The sequence below is a fragment of the Hyphomicrobium sp. MC8b genome, from assembly GCF_905067615.1.
GTDB lineage: Bacteria > Pseudomonadota > Alphaproteobacteria > Rhizobiales > Hyphomicrobiaceae > Hyphomicrobium_B.
The window spans coordinates 940,823-960,499 of record NZ_LR898465.1; the positions used below are offsets into that span (position 1 = coordinate 940,823).

Below are 19,677 nucleotides of genomic sequence, written 5' to 3' on the forward strand. Positions count from 1 at the left end.
CCATGGCGGCATTTCGCTTAAAACTTGCGACGCAACTCGGAGAAAAGGTAGCGAGGGAAGCCGGGTTCACGACGTTTCCCATTCGACCGCTGCAGATTGCGGCCGACAACGATATTATTGTCGAAGCGAAGCCGCCCGACGCGCCGGGAATATCGGGCGCCCTCATCTTCGTAAATAATCTTGTGACGCTAATCTATTCGACGGAGCACAACAACCGTGGCTTCGAGAACTTTTCAGTATCGCACGAATTGGGGCATTTTTTCCTTCCTGGGCATCCTGAAGAGATCATAGGGGCCGGCGGAGTGCACATGTCGCGCGCGAACTTTACACAGAGTTCCTCAATAGAGCTCGAGGCCGATCACTTTGCAGCCGGGCTTCTTCTTCCATCGTCCCTCACGAAGAAGTTTCTGCAACGGCATCAGACCGGGCTTGAGGGAATCCTGAAATTGGCATCCGAGGCGGAATCCTCTGCGACCGCAGCAGCAATAAGGTCTGCGGCATGCAGTCCTTACCCGATGGCGATCGTTGTGAGTGAAGGCGATGCCGTCGCTTACGCGTTCATGACCGACAATTTCAAAGCGCTCGGTAAGCTGAAATGGCTGAAGAAGGGCATGAAACTGCCGGCGAGCGCGACGGCGCGTTTCAATGCCGATCGAGAAAATATTGTTGGCGGCAACAAGACCTGCGGAGAGACGGATCTCGCCGCCTGGTTCGACGGCAGCTCGCGCATTTCCCTGGACGAAGAAGTGCTGGGCCTCGGTAAATATGGATTTACGCTGACGATCTTGACCGGTGAAGCACTACCGGACGATCCGGACCAGCAAGAAGATGAGGAAGCTGAACTGCTAGAATCCTGGACGCCGAGGTTCGCGCGCAAATGACCATGCCTTCGCCGCCCGTCTCTCCGTTTCAGCGGACATTCGCTATTGGACGGGCTAATTTCTTGCCCTTTGAACTTAACGTAGCGCGGAGCCAATGCGGCTGAGATCCGCACTTGTGCCAAGTTAGCGCGCCCTATTTCCGAGGACCTCTTGCACAACCCGATCGACAATTGCTTTTCGTAGCTCCGTGAATTCAAACTGCTCGAAGATCGGAACCAGAAGTGCTTGCACCCGCTCCTCAATGTTGATTCCGATCTCCTCGGTGGGAAAGGTCAGACTGCTCGAAATTGATTCTTCGGCACACCGCGCGCCCTCTAGCACGTTCCATCTTAGGCTATGACAGCACAATCGTCTTCCCACGGCGCTGTAGTACCGAAGAATCACACTGATCTGCGAGTTCGCGCCAGCAAAACGTAACGCCAGAGCCTCGACGAATTTTAGAAGTTCCGTCACACGGTAAATCGGCAAAATCCAGTCGAATAGAGGTGGTTGCGGTCGAGGCATGCGGTTCGCCATGAAGTCAGCACGATCCTCTTGCATCGGGCGCAACAGAAAGCCTTTCCCATCCCGCGAAATGCGCCAATAGTCACTGGTTTCGCCGTTGTTATCTGCAAGGTTGGCAAGCCACGCTTCGATCAGATCGCCACGAGCTACGGGACGACGTCCTTCCGCCTGCAAGTACGTAAATGGCGGCCAACCAGAATAAGCCGGCATGTCCTGACGCAGCATCTCGTTGAGTGCGTTCAGGGACTCTGCTTGGAAACCCTCTATCGAGAACGAAAATGTCCAATGTCCCTCGGCCAATCGGTGTGGGCTGTCGGCCGCCAGCTGCGCTATCTTCGCGGTCCATGCCGCGTAGCTTTCGCGATCCCACTCTTCAAGATTGGGTCTTGGAGTTTGATCAGTCTCAGCCAGAGGGTTTATGACCTTCCTCATCGCAGTGAGAAGGTCGTCTTGGCGCGCCTTCACCAGCCGATCAATGAGTTTCTCCCAATCGTCTTGCGTTCGTGATGGTTCACTTGCCCCCCCAGGTCGACGTACGTAGACGCGATCCGTTTGTAGTATGCGCTGCTCGGGATCTGCGCGCGACGCCCACAATGGCGTCCGGTGATCTCCAGGAACAATGATAACGGGATGCCTGATCTCTGAACCCAGTCTTTGGGCATACGCGACGCGACACTGACAGGGCGGAGTTACATATCGCGCCACCACCGCTGCAATCCGGTCTTGTGAGAAAGCCTCTAGGTGTCCCTGCTCCGGTGCAATTTCCGGGTGCCCCTGAGCCGTGTCGTCGAAACCAATAAATATTGCACCGCCTCCGCTGTTGGCCAGTGCTATAATCTCTTTCGCCAATCGCGCTCTCTCACGCTCCTCTGCCAGTCCTCCGAGCCAGTTTTTGACCTCAACGTAGAGGCCTTCTTGAAGGTTATTGATCAGCGCTTGAATTTGCTCGTCGGTCATAGACTACCATTGGCTTGCTGGCGCTCAGTGCCAGCACCGCGCTTGTGGACGTTTTTTCGCCGCGCAAGTTTGATGGGCCCGAGTGGGCGGGTTGGACGACTTTTTGCGGAGGCCGCCCACTCCGAATCGAGGATGCTCGGATATAGGTACAAATTCAAGGAAAGGGCGGTGTCCTCTCTTGCCTCTACAGCAGGCCTCACCTGCTGAAGGAACCTGAACATCGGACAACAGCCAGCCTGATTGGTTGGAGAGGTTTCCAGGTTCGCGGGCTGTGGTGGATCGCCTTAGTCGGCGATCCACCACATACTTCTTGCGGAGGTCAGTTCTACGAAAATGGAAGCCGAAGCCCCTAAGCCAAGTGAAGAGAATGACATCGGCAGCTCCACCAGGGAACTGTTGATGCGGCGCGCGCATACTAGCCTTGGATTTTGTGCCGTGGCGGTCATTGGCGTTGGCAAACTCAGCCGAGTGCTCGTAAGCTACGATCCAGATCGAGCAGTAAAACTAATGCACAAGGCTCTCGGCGATGAGATGCCGAGCAGCCCATCGAGTAAGATCGAAACTGATCCTCGTGATTGGTTCTCCCTTAGCCCCGAACAGGCTCACAGAATACTAGCCGCAGCCGAGTTGCCCATCGTTCCTCTGGATTGGAATAGTATTCGCGACAATGGGAACGCAAGCCGGTTCACACCGGAAGAGATGTATTTCTACGGCATTGCGGCGATCGCGCTTCTGCTAAATGACATGCACGTTCTTCACATCTATCCATCAACGGCCGCACGCCCGCCGGTGGGTCATGCCGAAAAACTTGCGAAGGCATCGCGCCGATTCCGAGACATCTTGAACGATCCGGCAACTGATCGCCTTATTTCGGACTGGCCTGAATTACAAAAGTTTCGATCTCTCACAGCCGAGCTTACGCTGATCGCCAATATGACTGCAAACGCGAGACAAGCGGAAACTAAGCGACAGCGCAACGACGAAAGCGCGAACTCACGGCAAGTATTTGTCCGCGATAAGCTGACAGAATGTTTTGAAGGTCTATATGGACGCAAAGCAGGCGCTTCGAGACCAAGTGGCACTGGAGAAGTTGGAGGCCCTTTCGTTAGATTTGCCACCACGTTTTTCGCTGAGATTGGAATGCCTGTCGCCGCTGAGACTATTGCTCGCGATCTACGCCGGCGGCCCAACAAAGAGACTTGAGAGCAGTTGGCTTAAACTCGTACACATTGGAACAAACTGATTGCAAAGAGGAAGGCGGGGCAGGTCCTTTTTGCCGGCCCGCGGCGAATTAAGGCCATGCTGATTTACCGATGGACTGGTAACCTGCGCGTTTCAACTGCTCGGACACCCGAAGCTCGAGAGCACGGTTCGTTATCTCGGCATCGAGGTTGATGATGCGATCGACATTTAACGCGATACCTCCGAGAGCGGACGTGCTCGGAGATCGCTTTCGCCTCGCCGATACCGGCGCGTCTACTTCCGCAATTGGGACTTAGCGGACGTCTTGTAGGCGATTTTCGAAGGAATAATCGAGAAGGCGCTCGATGAAGGAACAGAACCGACTTGTTTGATTATGTAGGAAATCACATGCGGCTATCGCAGCGCATAATGTATCTTATGTTAAATCGAGTCCGGCGTTGGACCTCCCGCCATTGATTTCTGTAACGACAATCGCTCAGAACGTTTCTGCATAAATTCGGATACAGCGGTACGCCTTCGTCTCCCGCCGCACGTAATTCGGATCAGGCCATGCCCAACTTTTTGCGGGAGAACCGCGCCGGTACCTCGCCTTCGCTCGTCATGCCCGGGTAAACGAACCGCGCGATGACGATGCGACGAGGATTGCGGACAAACAGCACGTTGAGCGCCGTCAGGGAGGGAACACGCATGCTCCTCAGCCCATCCGCCCGGTCATCGTGAACATCAACCCGCAACGTGATCCCGGCGTTGATGCGCTCGATGAAGTTACCAAGCTTATTGACCGCGGCGTTCGCGCGGAACGCCCGCTTGCTGAATACGACGCGCCAAAGCTCAAAAAGGTCGAGCCCCGCGCCCGCCGTCATGTAGACCGGCCGCGCACGCGGCGTGCCGCCGGTGAAGATTTGCGGGGCGCGGAAATCCGCAACGCTTCCGAATTCTTTCCGCAAGGGCGACAGCACCACATCGAACATCTCTTTCGCATCGATATCGTCTTCCGCCTGGACGTGATTGACGCTGTCCAGGCGGCGGAGAGTTTCCTCCCACCACTGCTGTTCGCTGGTAAGCTTTTTCCGTTCAATGTAGTCGCGGATTGCCTCGTCCGTTGCCCGCCTCACCGGCGGGCAACGCTTATTCTTCGACAACGCGGACAATTCTTCCGCTAACGCCGCATCGACCGAGAGGCTTGAACGAGAACCCAAATGACTTGCTTTCTTGCCGGGCTATTTTAGCACCGTTGGTGCGGACGCGCTTCTAAATGCCTGCAAAAGCGGCAGAACCTATCCACCGAGAGAGCGCGAAACGCTTCAGTGCCAATAAGCAACAGATCACGCCGTGCGAGAAAAAGGGGCTGTAAAGACAGCTCTACGGCAGCGAACCCCGGAGCAGCGAAATGCTTTCCGCGTTCCGGGCCTGAACATCACGTCGGGGATTGCCGGACCAAGCCTCTCGCCTTCGACAAATAAGGCCCCTCCCCGCATGGGGTGATTTTCTTTCGCGACCTATTCATGTGGATGGGCATCCCGCCGCCGCGCCCGCGTATGTTTTGCGCGTGGGTGTACAGCGGGGTATTTTCAGTGGCAGCTTTTGAAACCGAGCAATTGGATATAGGCGACCTGTTTTCCGACGCGTTCGTCTTCAGCTTCCCTCTCTATCAGCGGCCCTATGGGTGGGGACCGGAAAACGCTGAAGCGTTGCTTACCCGTGAGCTGGCCGGCACGTTGGCCACTGCCTGGGATTTGTGAGTTCCGCGGCTCCGCAGTCGTTATCTGGTCCTTGCGTTCGACCGTCGGCTGCGGCAGCTTAACGATGTTATTTTATCAGATGTTTTGAGTGAATATGCTTATTGATAGCGTGATCCAGGCGTCGACCGACGTCGATCTTCTGCAGGCATGGAATTCCTATCTTGCGGAAATAATGACTCGGAGCCAGATGCTCGCCGGCATTGCCTTGCGCTTTGTCGTGAGCCAGCGGCCTAAGCTCACTTACGAAATTGCCACCGGCCCCGCCCGCGCGGACGTGGAGGGGTTCCTCAATTGCCATCCGGTGGGGACAGGTGCCGCCCCCAAACCGAGGGTGGTGCCCTGGAAGACAAGGATCGTGGCGTTGGAGCCTCGCGGCGTGGCGGCTGGCGTCTACGCGACCGGAGCCAGGGACGGGGACCTCGAGGAAGCGGTGGGCGCCTTCACCGACCCGAAAGTCCTGGCCGCGCTCGAGCACAGCCACCGCCTGTTCGACAAGGACGTGAACCACATCAAGCGGGTGACGATGTACAGCAAGCACCCCTGCCTGCTGATCGATGAACATCGCCACATCCACGCGATGAACCTCCTGGCCAAGAACCTGCTGCATTCCGGCGCGGCGAATGTCTCGGTTTCGCCGAACGAGCAACTGAACTTCGGCACCCGCGAGGCGAGCCGGATGTTTGCGGAGATGGTGGAGGCCTTCTTCAGGGGCGCGCATGAGGAGGCGCGAACGCTGCTTGAAAACGACCTCTTGGGTCACCTGTCGCGGGAACGCTCAAGCTGGGTGTCCGGCGAGCACCTTGCCCTCCTGCACCTTAAACCCCTCCGCCAGCCGCTGATGCTTGATCCAATGCGGGTGTCGAAGGTCACCAAGCTTTCCATCGCGCAGGCGCGGCTGGTGTGCGCGCTGGTCCGTGGCCTCGACCTTCGCCAGTATGCGGAGGAGGCGAACGTGGCGTTGCCAACCGTGCGCTGGCATATGCGCAAGGTGCTCTGCCACCTCGAGTGCACGTCCCAGTACCAGGTCGTGGCGCTGATGAAGGAAATTTTCGGATAGCGGTGGGTTGCCGCGTGGCGTCGGGCACGCGCGCCTTTGCTGGACGACCTCCTGCGTCTGTCCGGCCGGCAACGGATCGGGAGTTGAGTTGGTTTCCCCGTCATGGGTGACGATCGGAAACCATGTATTATCGGTGTGCCGATAGGCTGGGCGCCGGAAGGTGAGGCGGACCATTACATGGTCTGCCCGGGCTGCGGCGCGCTCATCGACATGCGGGATCTCGGAATGGCGCTTGGCCATGCCGGGGAGTTGCCCCATGGGCCCGGCGTCATACGGTCGTGATCAGCCCGAACCTGGGGCTCACGCCAGGGCAAGCTGCCCGTCGTAGGCATCGAGCATGAAGAAATAGAATTCGGCGCCGCGGTCATCGGCGTCCGCGCGGTTCATCACGCGGTAGGCGGACCGGTTCATCGCCATCCATTCGGCGAAGCTTTGCGTGCCGTCAAAGGCCCGGTCAAAGAGCCGGCGGAATTCAGGCTCGTGAAAATCGTTCGTCATCTTGCAAGTAAAGATCACCGCGCCAAGGCGCACAAGCAGGTGGGAGTAAAAGAAGCATACGGATCGAGCTTCGGCGTGTGCCCACGAAGTGGACATCAAGTGGGACGCCGCTGGCGACGCGGCCCGCTTTGAAACCCCTGCAACGTTCACTAACGGTCGTGCCCCTGGGCGATCTGGACGCTCAAAGGGGCGGGATTATCGAATTTCGCCCTCTCATGGATGCAGGTTGGCTGCCCGCACGATCCATGGCAATTGCCGAGGTTGTCGGTTCCCATGCAATGGACGGAACCGCAGGTGCTGCAGGTCCACATCCCGAATTTGGTGCCGTTGTTGGTGCCGGATGTTTCGCAACACGGGCAGCGGAACTTCGAGGCGTCGATGCTGCTGTAGATCGCCGCGGAAGGAGGGGGCAGCGAAGGCGCGGAATAGCCTGGTTTGGGGATGAAGGCGGCCGCCCAGTGCAGGGTCCCGTTCTGGACGTAGCCGCTCACGATGTAACGCTGCCTGGTGCGCGAGCAGTGGACGTAGAACTGCAGGAATTCGGTCATGCGGTGCTCCCTGTTGAGCGGCGATGATGGGCGGGGGCACGGCGAACGTAACCATCCGGGCGGATAGGTCCGGGAAAAAGAAATAGGCCACCTCCCGGTGGGAAGGTGGCCCAGACGACCAGCGGTGCGCTCACGCGGCAACGGCGGTTTCAGTGTCGCCGTCAGCCTCGGTGAGGAACTCCGGCAAGGCTTCTTCGCCCTCGGCCTCGCCGTCATCGGCCTCATCCACATCGGGCAGAAGGGTTGCCGGATCGACGGTCCTTAGAACCTCGGGCAACCAGCCCGTGCCCGTGAGAAGCCGTTCGGCCTCACGGACCATGCCCTCCTTCTTCATGTCGGAGATGAGGTGCGCCTTGTCTTCGCCGAGTGCTTCCTCCACCGCCGCGATGATGTGCGGCTTGGACACGCGCGAGAGGTACATGTCGCCGGAGGGCTGCCAGCCCGCCGCCACCATGCTGAGGCCCAACGCGTGCGCGACCTGGTCGCGGTTGCGTTTGACATCTCGCCGGCTCGTCTGGACCGCATTGACGCTCATCGCGGCGCAGTGGGCGAAGAGGCCGTGTTTCTCGGCATCGTCCATGTCCCACAGGGCGGCCCAGAGCTTGGTGCGGTCCTTCGGCAGCTTCGCGCGCCAGGCTTCATTGCGCTCGTCGAGGGCGACCGTGGTCTTCCAGGTGTCCAGCCCCGGCGCGTTGGCCGCGAAGTTGTGCTGGATGCTCAACTGCATGCAGCTGTCATAGGAGGCATGATAGAAGTGCGAGAGGACCATCGTGTGGAGTGTGGTCACGAAGGCGACACGGAAGTCCTTGCTCATGGCATCACGCATCGCCACCGTGCGGTATGAGGTCAGGTCCTGCACAAGGCGCTCGGCGATGGGTTTGGGCGCGTTGTCATCCTCGGTTTCATCATCCGAGGTTGCGGTGGCCTCGGGCGTTGCCGCTTTTTCCTCGTCCTCGGGTTTCACGAAACCGGGCTGCACGAGGAGCTCTCCCGATGGGCTGATCGACAGGAGCACGCCGGAGCGCGCCATCTCCTCGGTGGTGAAGACGGCAGGCTTTTTGCGGATGGCCTCGGCTTCGGCGTCCAGGGCCTCGAATTCCTCCTGGAGCCCGTCGTCGGTCTCGTCGGCGTCATCCTCCGACATGCGGTCGAGTTCCTCAAGGCGCGCAGCGATTTTCTCGAGGCGCTTCTCCTCCTTCTTCGTCAGCGGCGCCGAGCTTCCGGTGATGCGGCCAAGGGATTGCTTGGCGGCGTAGTCGACATCGAGCGCGGCGTCGACCCACTTCCATCCGGCGGCGAGGAGGGCGGCGCGTTCGGTGGCGAGTTTCGCATCGACGAGACGGGTCAGGGTGTCGACATCCTCGATGTAGCCGCTGTCCTTGGTGTCGAACATGTCGCGCAGGACGGTGCCGTTCGCGGCTTCGTAGGCCTTGAGGCCCACGAACTTCACGCGGCGGTCGGAGAGCGCGATGGTGTTTTCGGTGAGGGCGCGCTTGATGGCCCACGCGGCGCCGTTCATGGTGCCGTTGGAGATCGCCTTGAAGAGCGTGTCCTGGCGCTTGTGGTCGTCGATGATGCAGAAGGCCATCAGCTGATCGAGGTCGAGCTTGTCGCGGCCGTAGGCGTCAAGGAGCTTCGGGCTCGCCGACACGAGGCGCAGGCGCTGTTTCACCACGGTGGGCGTGACGCGGTAGGTGGCGGCGATCGCCGCATCCGACATGCCGTCATCCTTCATCGCCTTGAAGGCCTTGAACTCATCGAGCGGGTGCAGGTTCTCGCGCTCGGTGTTTTCTGTGAGGCTCACGTCGGCGGCGACGCCGGCGGTCTCGACGATCGCGCGAACGGGGAAGTCGGGCGCGATGCGGCCTTGCTTCAGGAGAAGCTGCAGGGCGCGGAAGCGACGGCCGCCCGCGTGGATTTCGTAGAGGCCGACGCCGTCCGCATCGCCGGCGGGCCGGAGGATCAGGTTTTGCAGCAGGCCCTTGGCGGCGATGCTTTCGGCGAAGTCGCTGATGCTTTTGGGGTCGTAGATGTTGCGGACATTCGCGGCGCTGAGGACGAGCTTGTTCAGCGGCACGGTGATTTCATTGTGCTGCGGGATCGGCGCTGTCGCGGCGGGTTTGGCTTTGGCCATGGTCGGTACTCCTGTCGGTTTTCGGAAGACCCGGGAGAGCCTCTCTCTCCCCTCTGCCTTCCTCACCCTCGCCATCCCATCCTTTCCCCTGGGGCCGTCGTTGATCCCGCCCGCGCTGGCCGCCGAACGACACATGGTCGAAGCCATGCGCAACGACCCGCTTCTTGAAGGTCATGCGGGTCATGCCGAGCAGGCGCCCGCCTTTGGTGAGGTTTCCATGGCAGCGCTCGAGGGCAAAGCGGATGAGCGCGCCATCGGCGATCCAGGAGAGGTCGTGCGGGGCGACGAAGCCCACGGTGTCGTGGAGGGCGGCGACGAGCTTGTCCTGCAGGAAGGCCTTGCGCGCCTCGAGGGTGATGGGTGGTGATGGATAGGCCATGGCGGTTCTCCCGTTGATGCGGGCACTGAGGGATTGTCTCTTCTGTCCGTGCTCCGCGGTGCGAACCCCTTTCTTTTCCTCTTCCACCATGAAAGGACCGCCAGCGCAGCGCGCTGGCGGTTGCTATTGGCGGAGCTAGCGGCTCCGCATGTCGATGAGCGAGACGCCGAGCTTCTTGGCCTTGTCGGCGAGGTTGTCGGTGATGCCGTTGCCCGGGAAGACGATCAGGCCCTGCGGCATGGCCTCCAGCATGCGGTCGTTGCGCTTGAACGGCGCCGCCTTGGCGTGGAGTTTGAAGTCGGGGCGGAACACGAACTCCCGCACCTTGCGGGCTTCGGCCCAGCAGGAGGCGATGCGCTCGGCGCCACGCTGGTTGCCACCGTGCATGAGGATCATGTCCGGGTATTTGGCGAAGACCTTGTCGAGGACCCTCCAGATGCCGTCGACATCGTTGCAGTCCTGGCCGCCCGCGAAGGCGATCTTGGTGCCCGAGGGCAGGAGCACGTTGGTCTCGGCGTACTTGCGGGCCGAGAGGAAGTCGCGGCTGTCGATGAGCGACGCCGTCATCTTCTTGTGGTTGACGAGGGAGCCGCGGCTGGGCTTCCAGGCGGACCCGGTGAAGTCGGCGTAGGATTCGGCCGCGGCGTCCCGCATGGCTTCGAAGGCCTCGCGGCGGTCGAGGAGGTTGTGGCCCTTGTCGAGGAGGCGCTCGAGCTCGAGGGAGCGGATTTCGGAACCGTCCTGCTGCTCCTGCGCCTCGCGCTGGCGGAGCTCGTTGTCGTCGAGCTCGCGCTGCAGCCGGTCCAGCTTGATCTGGAACATGTTGACCACGGACCAGAGGAGGTTCGGCACGTCGGGCTCAAGTGCCGTGTCGGCGAGCGGGGCGGTGACGGCCTCGAAGAGGTGGGTGACGATGGCCGCGATGGCGTCGTCTTCCGGGACAGGGCGCGTGTCGGGCTCGTCCTCGCGCGGTGAGAAGCCATGGAGGGCCATGTGGTCCGCGGCGCGCGCGGTGGCGGAGGAGGTGGGGTAGCCGGTCAAGGGATTGGTGAGTGTCATGGGATAAGCTCCCGTTGTTTGAGGACTTGCCGGCGCCCATCGCCGGCCTTTCCGGCGAGCCCTTGGCCGGGGTTCCGGGCGGGGCAGCACCGCCCCTCTTGGCGGCCGTAGCGGAGCGGAGGACGAAGGGCCGAACTCTTTTGCTTCGCGATGCAAAGGGCGCGAAGCGCCCGGCGGAAAAGAGTTCCAGGCCCGCCGTTGCGCCCGGACCGGACTCTGGCCCACTCGCCGCCCCTTAAAGGCCGATGGACGTCGGAGGGCCCCACACCTCGGGTCTCCCCAAACCGCACCCCTTCCCGTCCGGCCCCCTATCTTGCGCGCGGGGGCCGGTCGACCTCCGACAACTGATCGGCCAACCGGGCAAAGGTCGCCTCCGGCCCATCCCGCACGAGATCGGTGTTCCAGTCATCGTGCCGGGGAATGAGCAGGCGGATGTGCGCGACGTCATCCATGGCGCGGAAGATCAGCGACTGCGCCGCCGTCCTGCCGGGAGAATCGTTGTCCACGGCGATGTAGAGGCGTTTGAGGTCCTTCGGCAGCCGGAGCGCGGCCAGGTGGTTCCCGGAGCCCGCCGCGTTCATCGGCATCGAGGGCAGGAGCGAACGCAACGTAAGAACGGTCTCAAGCCCCTCCCCGACGAGCAGCGCGTCTCCCGCCGGGCCGATGCGGATCGCATGGCCGAGCTGGTCCCCGAGCACGAGGCGGGGGGTGCTCACCGTGGCCTTGGCCCGGCCATCCTCGGCAAGGTAGGTCCTGAGCACGGCGGTGACATCGCCGGTAAGGCTGGTGATGGCGGCGACGAGCGCGGGCAGCCTCATCAAGGCCGCGCTGTCGCGCGCCCGGTAGAAGCAACTCGGATGGAACCGCAAGGACGGGATGTCGCCAAGCCCGGTGATGCCGCGCGAGGAGAGGTAGGTCTCGGCAAGGCTTCCCTTGACGGGGCGTGACCCCGCGAACAACCGCCGCGCGGCCTCGGGGCTGTTGCGCGGTGCCGGAGCACGCATGGGGTACTCGACATGGCGGGGTTCGGACAGGAACGTGAGCGCTTCCTCCCGCACGTCGGACCAGTTGTTGAGCTGGCGGTTGATGCGGATGAGGTCGACGAGGTCGCCATATTCGCCGGTCGCCTCATCGGTCCAATTTCCGGCGGCACCCGGCCCTGAGGTCGGGCCCACCAGGCGCACCCAGAGGGACCGCCCGCGCGTGTTGAAGACGTCGCCCACCAGCCAGTAGCGGCCGCTCTTCATGCCGTTCGAGAGATAGTGCGCGCATACCGCCTCGGCATGCTGCGCCAACCGCTCCGAGATATGCCGGATGTCGTGTGCCATGGCGTCATCCTCACTCAATTCGGTTTCCGCACGACGGCATGACGTGCGAGCAGGTTTGAAAGGACCCTCGGGCCATCCGCGCCGGTGGGCAGGAACAACCGAGTGGCGTAGGCGATGATCTCCGGGAACAGGCCCATGGCCTTGAGCTTCGGCAGCATGTCGTGCGTGAAGCCCTGGAGCTCGATGCGCGGTTGGCCCATGCTGCGCACGCGTTTGAGCACGAAGCCCGGTTCCAGTTTCACGGTCCCGCCGTCGGTGAGGCGTTGCCACAGCTCTTCGGCTGAAAGGTGCGGGCCATCCGGCACGTCGAACTGGTCCAGGCACTCGGGCGGCAACAGGCGGCCGAGCACACCCACACCGTCGTCGGTCACAAAACGGAACACGCGGGGGTGCGCGAACGGCAATTTCTTCCAGATCGGCAGCAGCAGGCCGGTGATCATGTGGAAGCGGCTGTCGACGTATTCCGGCACGGCGTCGACTTCGGCTTGCCACAGCGCGCCGAAGGTCGCGCGGTCGGTCGCCTCCCAGTGGGTGTCCTCCATCATCGACACGGGAACGGCGATATTTTCGGTCGGCCGCAGCAATCGCACCCGCTGTTGGACCGTGCCGTCGTCCAAGGTGAGCGAGGAGGTCGGAACCTGCAGCGCCACCCGGGATGACTTCCTGTTGACAAGCATCACCGCCGCATCACCGGCCTCCGAGGCGCGCGCGAGGACCTCGGCAAGCTGCAACGGCTTGTTCCGGTCCCGGCGCTTGATGTCGAGGATTTCGGTCTTCGCGCCGGTGAGGCCGTGCACCGCGATGACACGGCGGCCCACGAGTTCCAACCGTTCCGCGCGGATGGTTTCAAGCCCGACCTCATAGGTCCCCTTGGCGATGGCTTCCTGCACGCGTCCGTCGATGAGGTCCTCGAAGACCTCGAACAGCGCGTTCTGCAAACCGATCTGGAGCGCCAGCATCCGGTTGAGGAACGTGTGCATCGGCGGGAGATCGTCCAGCAACGTGCCGCTATCCGCGTTGGTGAGCGAAAGGCCGGTCACGTCCTCGAACATCCGGAGGGAGCAGCACGCCACCTTCCCCAGATGGATGAGGGTGTAGAACTGTCGGAGCGCCGCCCACGCGTAAACGCTTTCGAGGTTGTCCGAGGCGCGGAACAAGCCTTGGCCGCCGGTCTTGCGTTCCCCGCGCGTGATCGCGCCGAGCGAGTCCAGCCTGCGCGCGATCGTGGAGAGGAAACGCTTTTCTCCGCGCACGTTGGTGGCGACGGGGCGGAACAGGGGAGGCTGCGCCTGGTTGGTGCGGTTGGAGCGGCCGAGACCCTGGATGGCGGTGTCCGCCTTCCACCCGGCCTCGAGGAGGTAATGGACGCGCTTGCGCCGGTTGAGGCATCCCTTGTCGGCGTGGTAGCTCCGGCCGGTGCCGCCGGCGTCGGAAAAGCCGAGGATGCGCTTCTTGTCGTCCATGAAGGCTTGGGTCTCGCCGATGTTTGACGAGGCGGGACGGTTCTCGACCGCAAGCACCTCACCCCGTGCAGTGGATTTGCGCACGATGCGGCGCGAGCGGCCGGTGACTTCCGCCACGGCGTCAGCGCCGAAATGGTGGATGAGCTGGTCAAGGGCCGATTGCAGCGGCGGCAGCGCCGACAGGCGGAACATCAGGTCGTCGCGCATCTCCTCGGCCTCGCGGCTCGCCACAGGATTGCCTTCGGCGTCGAAGACCGGACGTGAGGCGAGCTGCCCCTCGTCGTTGGTGTAGGTCTCGTAAAGCTGGACCGGGAACGAATGCTTCAAATACGACAGGCAATATTCCCGTGGCGTGACATCGAAATTGAGGTCGTCCCATTCGGATTGCGGCAACTCGGCGAGACGGCGTTCCAGCAAGGCTTCCGACGTCGAGACCAATTGCACCACCGCGGCGTGGCCATCGCGCAGCTGGGCCTCGATGTCGGCGATCAGCGTCGGCATCTTCATCGCGGTGATGAGGTGGTTGAAGAAGCGCTGCTTGTTGCCTTCGAACGCGGACCGCGCGGCACTCTTCGCATTCTTGTTGAGGCATTCGCCCGCCTCGCCGGAGATCCCGGTGGCGGACAGGGCCTCGTTCAGATGCGCATGGATGATCTGGTAGGCCTTGGCGTACTCGTCATAGATCTCGACCTGGCCCGGCGTGAGCGTGTGTTCAAGCATCTCGACCACCACGCCCTCGTAGGACAGCGACCGCGCCACGTAGAGGCCGAGCGCCTTCAGATCGCGGGCAAGCACCTCGGTGGAGGCGATGCCGCCTTCATTCATCGCAACCAAAAACGACGTGCGCGTATCAAACGGCAGGTCGTCCGAGCCCCATAGTCCCAGGCGTTGCGCATAGGCGAGGTTCTCGACAGTCGTGGCACCGGTCGCGGACACGTAGACCACGCGGGCCTCCGGCAAGGCATGCTGCAACTTGAGGCCGGCGAGGCCTTGCTGCGACGCCTTCTGGTGGCCGCGGTTGGATGTGGAGCCGCCGGCGTTGCCCATCGCGTGGGCCTCGTCGAAGACGATGACGCCGTCGAAATCGCGGCCGACCCAGTCGAGGATCTGCTGCAGGCGGGATGGCTTGCCTTCGGACTCCGAGCGGAGCGTGGCGTAGGTGGTGAACAGGATGCCCTCGCGGAGCTTGATGGGCTTGCCTTGGCGGTAGCGGTCCTGGGGCACCACCAGCAACCGTTCCTGCATCAGCGCCGACCAGTCGCGCTGGGCGTCCTCGAGCAGCTTGTCGGATTTGGAGATCCAGAGCGCGCGGCGGCGTCCCTTGAGCCAGTTGTCGAGGATGATGCCGGCGACCTGCCGCCCCTTCCCGACGCCGGTGCCGTCGCCGAGGAAGAAGCCGCGGCGGAACGAAACCCCGGCGCCGTCCGCCGTGGCGGTGAGGACGTCCAGCGTTTCATTGACTGTCCACCGTCCGGCGAGGTGGCGCGCGTGGGCTTCACCCGCGTAGATGATGGTTTCCAGCTGGGCGGCCGAGAGCAATCCCTGCGCGACCAGGCCGTCCGGCAGATGCGGCCGGTAGGTCGGGATCGGCGGCAGCACCGACGCCATCGCCGCCGACTGCACGATCTTGTCGGGGTGCGGTGCCGCGCCGGGGATGCGGATGCGCTCGGGGGCATAAGGTTCGTACAAGGCGTCGATCGACGTGGCGCGGGGCTGGGCGTCGGACATCACCTCGTAGTCGAGCTCGATGCCTTGGGTCTCGCGAGCCACGGCGGGACCGGCGGCCGGCGCGGGCGATGGGGTGATCGTGGTCCCGCGTGTCCCGGCCGGTTTCGGCGGAACGGGAGCCGCAGGGTATGACCCGGACGACGGCAACCGCGCGGGCAACTCGCAAATCAGGTGGAGCAATTCGGCGGGCGTGGCGCAAATGCCCCGGATGGGCCGATGGCCGGGCGGCGTGGGCGCCTTGTCGAAGACCTGGAGCCGCGTCTCCATGGTGGTTCCGTGGCGGCGGTATAGCCTGCCGTCGAGCCCGGCCGAAAGCTGCATCGTGCACTCGGCCCGCATGCGGTGGAAGGCATCCGCATAGCGGGTGTCGTCGGGTGTCAGTCCGAACGAGGTGATGGCCACCAACCGGCCTCCCGGCGCCAGGCGGCGCAAGGCCGACCTCAGGTGGCGGAGATCCACGCCCGCCATGGTGCCGCTGACGTGGGGCGAGGCCGAAAAGGGCGGATTCATCAACACGACGGTCGGCACCAGGGACCTGTCCGCGCGGTCATGCAGCTGCTCGGCGTTGAAGCGCGTGAGTGGGGCACCGGGGAACAGCAGCTGGAGGATGTCCGCGCGGCTGTTGGCGTATTCGTTGAGCGCGAGCTTATTGGTCACCGCCGCGCCGAACACCGCAAGCTGCCCTGTGCCGGCGGAGGGCTCAAGGACGACATCGTCGGCGCGCAATCCCGCCGCCTCGCCCACCAGAAAGGCCAGCTCCAGAGGTGTCGAGAATTGCTGGAGGGCGACGCTTTCCTCCGACCGCCGCGTGTGGGTGGGCAGCAAGGCGGCCGTCTTCTCCAGCATCGTGAGTACGGCGGCGCGGGAGCGTTCGCGGCGGATGGCGGGCAGGTATTTCCTGAGGAACAGCACCTGCGCCACCTCCACGCTTTCGTAAGCGTCCTTCCAGCTCCACGCCCCGCTCGCGTCGGAGGCCCCGAACGCGGTCTCCATGGCGCTCCGCAGGATCGTCGCGTCGAGGTGACGGCCGCCTGAGAGCGTTTTGAGGAGGATTTCGCCCGCCCGGATGATTGCCGGTGCGTCTGAGGATTCAAAAACAGCCTCAGAAGGCGGCGAAGCGGCTATTGTGGCGGTCGTGATGGCAGACGGTGTGTACATGGGCGGGTGCTCCGATTGACTCACCCCGGGGCCCGCGCCTCTCGCGAACCCCTCAAGGGCACCCTTCCCGGCCCCTCCTCTTCCCTCTCGCCTTTGAAATGAAAAAGCTCCCCGTACGGCGGTGCTGGCGGACCCGCCCAGGCCGACAACCGTCGCGGGGCTGTCACGCGACGCGTCCAGTGATTGACCGCAGGAAGCGTGACAGTTCCGCGCCGTCATTCACGCGAAAGGCTGTTGCGCTGATTGATTCCAGGCTGATGCGCGTTGCTCCCGCCGCCATTTTCTCGGCGAGCACGGCGTCCAGCGATACCGTCGGCGGATAGACGTTTTTGTATCCCGTTGCCGGGGACATCTGCAGGCCGAGATGGCATTGCTCCATGAGGCGGTAGACGAAGGCGCATTCCTGCGTGGTGCGCGGGCGCGTCATGATGATTTGGGGCTGGCCGTTCGCGAGCGGGAACTCCGGTCCCGGTACCGCCGGCACCATGGCGAAAAACTGGCGCTTGCCAAATTCGAGGAGGTAGCCGGTGCCTTCGGCGTCCATGCCGTGGTCCGGAAAAGTTTGCCGGTGCGCCGGGCCTTCGGTGAATAACGCCTCGGCCGTTTTGCGGACGCGGGTCCATTCGGCACGTGGGGCATAGCTGTCACCGATGAGTCCTGCGACGGCGATACCGCGCCTAAAGACGATGGCATCACTCTTGAACGTGCGCAACGGCGGCATCGTTGTGTCTTCTCCCTATGTCAGTATGCAAGTCTGTGTTCCTGGCCACCGGCCTCGCCACTTGTTCCGGCGCAACGATCGTCACCCGCGAGGGCGGAGACGCGGAACGCGGCGCCGTGAGGCATCGCCGAGTAGAGCGTGGCCCGAGGGAACCGAGGGAGCGCCCCACCGAACCCATTCCAGACAAGGCCTCTCATATCTCCAGCTCATCATCGGCCTCATCGAGCAGCATCACCTCTGGCAAAGCCGACCCGCGAACCCGCGCCGCCTGCAACACCAAAGGCTCCGCCAAATTCCTGATCGGCTGGGGGTCCTCATGACCCTCTCCGTAAACCCGCAACGCTTCCTGCCGGAACGGGTCCGTGGGAAGGGTCGCATCCGCGACCAGCCGCGCCGCCAGCACGCATTGGGTGTCATCCCACACCGCCGCATGGACATCCGGCCCCATCGCCTTCGCTACGCGCACCCGTTCGGTGTACTCCGGCGAGAGCATCAGCGGCCGGCCTTGCACCGTGCGCTGGATGTGGTCCGGGAAATAGACCAGCCGGGAAACGCCATCCCAATCCGGGTCCAGCTGGATGGACAGTGCCCCATCGGCGCTTCGCGAGTACCGGACCGCGCGCTCGAGGATGACATGGTCGCGGACGAGGCTTACGAGCCCCATCTCGATGTCGTAGGCCTCGCGGTCTGCCACCTGCTCCAGCGTCCGGTGCGGAAACGCCGCCCGCGCCTCGTCAGTGAGCGGATCATTCGGCATCAGCCGCTCCATCACCGCCACCGCGTGGTGGCATTCCATTTCGGAGGACGCCGCCCGCGCCAGCCATTCGCCGAGCTTCAGCGCCGCTTCGGATGCTTCGAGCTCAAACGGTGTCTGCGGCCACCGCCGACCCTCCATCGCGTTGATGACGCCTTGCGGGAAATCGTCGATGGTGCTGGCCGTTTCCAGCGGGCCCATGACGTAGACGTTGAGCGTGCCATGGCGGTCGCGGACATAGTCGATGACGCGGCGGAAGGGTTTCATGGCGCCGCCTCCTCCTCGTTTTCCTCATCGGCGCCGGCCAGCGGTTCGAAGGTCGCGCTCTCCAGGATCTCATCGAGCGGCGAGGCCGACGCTCCCGCGAAATCGTGAAACGTCAACGCCGCGTCCTTCGCCACCGGGTCCATCGGAAAACGCTCCAGCACCAACCGGGTGGCAATGAGGCATTCGACATCGTCCTTCACCGCAACGAAGACGTCCCCGCCCAAATGCGCGGCGGTCAGCACCGCCTCAAGATGGATGCCGCTCTTGATCTGCGGCTCCGAAAGCAACGCGCGGCGCACATGCGGAGGAAACTGCTTGAGGCAAGGCGTGCCGTCCCAAGGCTCCGCGAACTCGAGGACGAGGTTGCCGTGTTCGCAGCGCGCGCCGTAGGGCTTCATCACGCGCCTCATCGCGCCATCTCCTGCGCATGCGCCCAGGCCTCGAGCTTCCTGGTCTTCGCCATCCAGAGTTTGCGCGCGCGCGCGATGCGCACCTTCTGCACACGGACCAAAAGGCGCTTGCGGGTCATCAGGAAGCGCTTCTGCTGGCGGCGATTGTATTCTCGTTCGTTCATGGCGTGGGTTCCCATTGATGAAACGGAGGGCGGCAACAGCAAGGTCGTTGAAGGGTTGGGGTCGGGCGAGCCGCCGAAGCGGTCCGCCCCTTCGCGTGCGGGCAAAGGCCCGTCCTCACATGCTGTGTTCGTGTTCGTCCTCCTGCTCGTCGATGGGTTCGCGGCCGTGGTTGGACCTCTCCTGCTCATTGCGCGGCTCGTACACCTGCGTGTCGCCGGTGATCTGCAGATCGCCGTTGCGGTCGGTGCCCACCCATCCGCCGATGGAGGTCAGGGGCTCGCCCGCGCCGGGGTTGGCGTAGCCGAAGTAGTGCGGCTGCTTCTTTGCCTCGTCGCGGTTGGGCGCCAGAAACAGCACCACCTCGCCGGGCTTGATCTGCATCGGGTCTCGCTCGCCGTTCATCGCGAGCTCGTGCACCGATTGGTCCTGAAGACCGTCCTTGGAAAACTGCGCGAACTGGTCTTCCGCCGAGAGCCCCAGACTCATCCTGCCGGAGAGGATGCCGGGCAGTTTCGCGGTTTCCTTGCCCGTGTAGTGCGCCCAGAGCGAGACCTTCCTTTCCTGGTCGATGCCGGGGGGCAGGATCCCGCCGGTGAGCAACGGCTGCCTGTCGCCGGGCTGCTTGCCCTTGTTGAGGTGGACGTGGAAGCGCAGGGGGGCATCATATCGTTTCGTGGCCATGTGGACCTCGTGTGAACACCGCGCGTGATTGCGACGGCGT

Annotated in this window: 18 protein-coding genes and 1 pseudogene; 5 read left to right on the forward strand and 14 right to left on the reverse strand. The window is 62.9% G+C overall.

Annotated elements, in window-relative coordinates; genetic code table 11:
* Positions 1-2: 2 nt before the first annotated feature.
* Complete coding sequence (locus ACLB1Z_RS04530; protein WP_409562238.1) at positions 3-881, forward strand: ImmA/IrrE family metallo-endopeptidase; 879 nt, start codon at positions 3-5, stop codon at positions 879-881.
* 123 nt (positions 882-1,004) lie between these two features.
* Here the strand turns inward: ACLB1Z_RS04530 and ACLB1Z_RS04535 are convergent, their stop codons facing one another.
* Positions 1,005-2,342 carry a helix-turn-helix domain-containing protein gene (locus ACLB1Z_RS04535; protein ID WP_409562239.1) on the reverse strand — a complete coding sequence of 446 codons (1,338 nt, stop codon included), beginning with the start codon at positions 2,340-2,342 and terminating at the stop codon, positions 1,005-1,007.
* A gap of 333 nt (positions 2,343-2,675) precedes the next feature.
* Between ACLB1Z_RS04535 and ACLB1Z_RS04540 the strand changes: the two genes are divergently transcribed.
* Positions 2,676-3,545 carry a hypothetical protein gene (locus ACLB1Z_RS04540; RefSeq protein ID WP_409562240.1) on the forward strand — a complete coding sequence of 290 codons (870 nt, stop codon included), beginning with the start codon at positions 2,676-2,678 and terminating at the stop codon, positions 3,543-3,545.
* Between the two features lie 81 nt (positions 3,546-3,626).
* Positions 3,627-3,756 (forward strand): annotated as a pseudogene (locus ACLB1Z_RS04545) (integrase); the annotation flags it as partial.
* Positions 3,757-4,087: 331 nt separating this feature from the next.
* On the opposite strand, the gene ACLB1Z_RS04550 reads toward ACLB1Z_RS04545, so the two are convergent.
* Positions 4,088-4,744: a hypothetical protein gene (locus ACLB1Z_RS04550; RefSeq protein ID WP_409562241.1), complete on the reverse strand. Its 657-nt coding sequence runs from the start codon at positions 4,742-4,744 to the stop codon at positions 4,088-4,090.
* Between the two features lie 306 nt (positions 4,745-5,050).
* On the opposite strand from ACLB1Z_RS04550, the gene ACLB1Z_RS04555 reads away from it, so the two are divergent.
* Positions 5,051-5,287, forward strand: a complete 237-nt coding sequence (locus ACLB1Z_RS04555; RefSeq protein ID WP_409562242.1) for a DUF262 domain-containing protein — start codon at positions 5,051-5,053, stop codon at positions 5,285-5,287.
* A gap of 88 nt (positions 5,288-5,375) precedes the next feature.
* Complete coding sequence (locus tag ACLB1Z_RS04560) at positions 5,376-6,344, forward strand: helix-turn-helix transcriptional regulator (protein ID WP_409562243.1); 969 nt, start codon at positions 5,376-5,378, stop codon at positions 6,342-6,344.
* 300 nt (positions 6,345-6,644) lie between these two features.
* On the opposite strand, the gene ACLB1Z_RS04565 is transcribed toward ACLB1Z_RS04560, so the two are convergent.
* The 12 genes from ACLB1Z_RS04565 to ACLB1Z_RS04620 all read right to left on the reverse strand — a co-directional run bounded on the left by ACLB1Z_RS04565 (position 6,645) and on the right by ACLB1Z_RS04620 (position 19,637).
* Entirely contained in the window at positions 6,645-6,842 is a 198-nt protein-coding gene (locus ACLB1Z_RS04565) for a hypothetical protein (RefSeq protein ID WP_409562244.1), read from the reverse strand.
* 149 nt (positions 6,843-6,991) lie between these two features.
* Positions 6,992-7,390 carry a hypothetical protein gene (locus ACLB1Z_RS04570; protein ID WP_409562245.1) on the reverse strand — a complete coding sequence of 133 codons (399 nt, stop codon included), beginning with the start codon at positions 7,388-7,390 and terminating at the stop codon, positions 6,992-6,994.
* A gap of 130 nt (positions 7,391-7,520) precedes the next feature.
* The gene (locus ACLB1Z_RS04575; RefSeq protein ID WP_409562246.1) at positions 7,521-9,524 is read right to left on the reverse strand and encodes a ParB/RepB/Spo0J family partition protein; all 2,004 of its coding nucleotides are present in this window, start codon (positions 9,522-9,524) and stop codon (positions 7,521-7,523) included.
* On the reverse strand, positions 9,475-9,903 hold the full coding sequence (locus tag ACLB1Z_RS04580) for a helix-turn-helix domain-containing protein (RefSeq protein ID WP_409562247.1): 429 nt from the start codon (positions 9,901-9,903) through the stop codon (positions 9,475-9,477). The genes ACLB1Z_RS04575 and ACLB1Z_RS04580 overlap by 50 nt, the downstream gene beginning before the upstream one ends.
* A 135-nt stretch (positions 9,904-10,038) precedes the next feature.
* Positions 10,039-10,962: a DUF2493 domain-containing protein gene (locus ACLB1Z_RS04585; protein WP_409562248.1), complete on the reverse strand. Its 924-nt coding sequence runs from the start codon at positions 10,960-10,962 to the stop codon at positions 10,039-10,041.
* A gap of 308 nt (positions 10,963-11,270) precedes the next feature.
* The gene (locus ACLB1Z_RS04590; protein WP_409562249.1) at positions 11,271-12,290 is read right to left on the reverse strand and encodes a toprim domain-containing protein; all 1,020 of its coding nucleotides are present in this window, start codon (positions 12,288-12,290) and stop codon (positions 11,271-11,273) included.
* A gap of 14 nt (positions 12,291-12,304) precedes the next feature.
* Entirely contained in the window at positions 12,305-16,639 is a 4,335-nt protein-coding gene (locus ACLB1Z_RS04595; protein ID WP_409562250.1) for a strawberry notch-like NTP hydrolase domain-containing protein, read from the reverse strand.
* Positions 16,640-16,802: 163 nt separating this feature from the next.
* The gene (locus ACLB1Z_RS04600; protein WP_409562251.1) at positions 16,803-17,360 is read right to left on the reverse strand and encodes a hypothetical protein; all 558 of its coding nucleotides are present in this window, start codon (positions 17,358-17,360) and stop codon (positions 16,803-16,805) included.
* 193 nt (positions 17,361-17,553) lie between these two features.
* A complete protein-coding gene (locus ACLB1Z_RS04605; protein WP_409562252.1) occupies positions 17,554-18,381 on the reverse strand; it encodes a hypothetical protein in 828 nt (275 codons plus the stop codon).
* Complete coding sequence (locus ACLB1Z_RS04610; RefSeq protein ID WP_409562253.1) at positions 18,378-18,779, reverse strand: hypothetical protein; 402 nt, start codon at positions 18,777-18,779, stop codon at positions 18,378-18,380. Before ACLB1Z_RS04610 ends, ACLB1Z_RS04605 begins: the two co-directional genes overlap by 4 nt.
* 8 nt (positions 18,780-18,787) lie before the next feature.
* Complete coding sequence (locus tag ACLB1Z_RS04615; protein ID WP_409562254.1) at positions 18,788-19,060, reverse strand: hypothetical protein; 273 nt, start codon at positions 19,058-19,060, stop codon at positions 18,788-18,790.
* 10 nt (positions 19,061-19,070) lie between these two features.
* The gene (locus ACLB1Z_RS04620) at positions 19,071-19,637 is read right to left on the reverse strand and encodes a hypothetical protein (RefSeq protein WP_409562255.1); all 567 of its coding nucleotides are present in this window, start codon (positions 19,635-19,637) and stop codon (positions 19,071-19,073) included.
* Positions 19,638-19,677: the final 40 nt, after the last annotated feature.

Bases quoted from the DNA above. Each gene is read 5' to 3' on its own strand.
- ACLB1Z_RS04590 (WP_409562249.1), bottom strand. From the start codon at position 12,290: ATGGCACACGACATCCGGCATATCTCGGAGCGGTTGGCGCAGCATGCC.
- ACLB1Z_RS04595 (WP_409562250.1), bottom strand. From the start codon at position 16,639: ATGTACACACCGTCTGCCATCACGACCGCCACAATAGCCGCTTCGCCG.
- ACLB1Z_RS04565 (WP_409562244.1), bottom strand. From the start codon at position 6,842: ATGACGAACGATTTTCACGAGCCTGAATTCCGCCGGCTCTTTGACCGG.
- ACLB1Z_RS04530 (WP_409562238.1), top strand. From the start codon at position 3: ATGGCGGCATTTCGCTTAAAACTTGCGACGCAACTCGGAGAAAAGGTA.
- ACLB1Z_RS04570 (WP_409562245.1), bottom strand. From the start codon at position 7,390: ATGACCGAATTCCTGCAGTTCTACGTCCACTGCTCGCGCACCAGGCAG.
- ACLB1Z_RS04600 (WP_409562251.1), bottom strand. From the start codon at position 17,360: ATGCCGCCGTTGCGCACGTTCAAGAGTGATGCCATCGTCTTTAGGCGC.
- ACLB1Z_RS04540 (WP_409562240.1), top strand. From the start codon at position 2,676: ATGGAAGCCGAAGCCCCTAAGCCAAGTGAAGAGAATGACATCGGCAGC.
- ACLB1Z_RS04610 (WP_409562253.1), bottom strand. From the start codon at position 18,779: ATGAAGCCCTACGGCGCGCGCTGCGAACACGGCAACCTCGTCCTCGAG.
- ACLB1Z_RS04605 (WP_409562252.1), bottom strand. From the start codon at position 18,381: ATGAAACCCTTCCGCCGCGTCATCGACTATGTCCGCGACCGCCATGGC.
- ACLB1Z_RS04555 (WP_409562242.1), top strand. From the start codon at position 5,051: ATGTGGATGGGCATCCCGCCGCCGCGCCCGCGTATGTTTTGCGCGTGG.
- ACLB1Z_RS04620 (WP_409562255.1), bottom strand. From the start codon at position 19,637: ATGGCCACGAAACGATATGATGCCCCCCTGCGCTTCCACGTCCACCTC.
- ACLB1Z_RS04580 (WP_409562247.1), bottom strand. From the start codon at position 9,903: ATGGCCTATCCATCACCACCCATCACCCTCGAGGCGCGCAAGGCCTTC.
- ACLB1Z_RS04575 (WP_409562246.1), bottom strand. From the start codon at position 9,524: ATGGCCAAAGCCAAACCCGCCGCGACAGCGCCGATCCCGCAGCACAAT.
- ACLB1Z_RS04535 (WP_409562239.1), bottom strand. From the start codon at position 2,342: ATGACCGACGAGCAAATTCAAGCGCTGATCAATAACCTTCAAGAAGGC.
- ACLB1Z_RS04585 (WP_409562248.1), bottom strand. From the start codon at position 10,962: ATGACACTCACCAATCCCTTGACCGGCTACCCCACCTCCTCCGCCACC.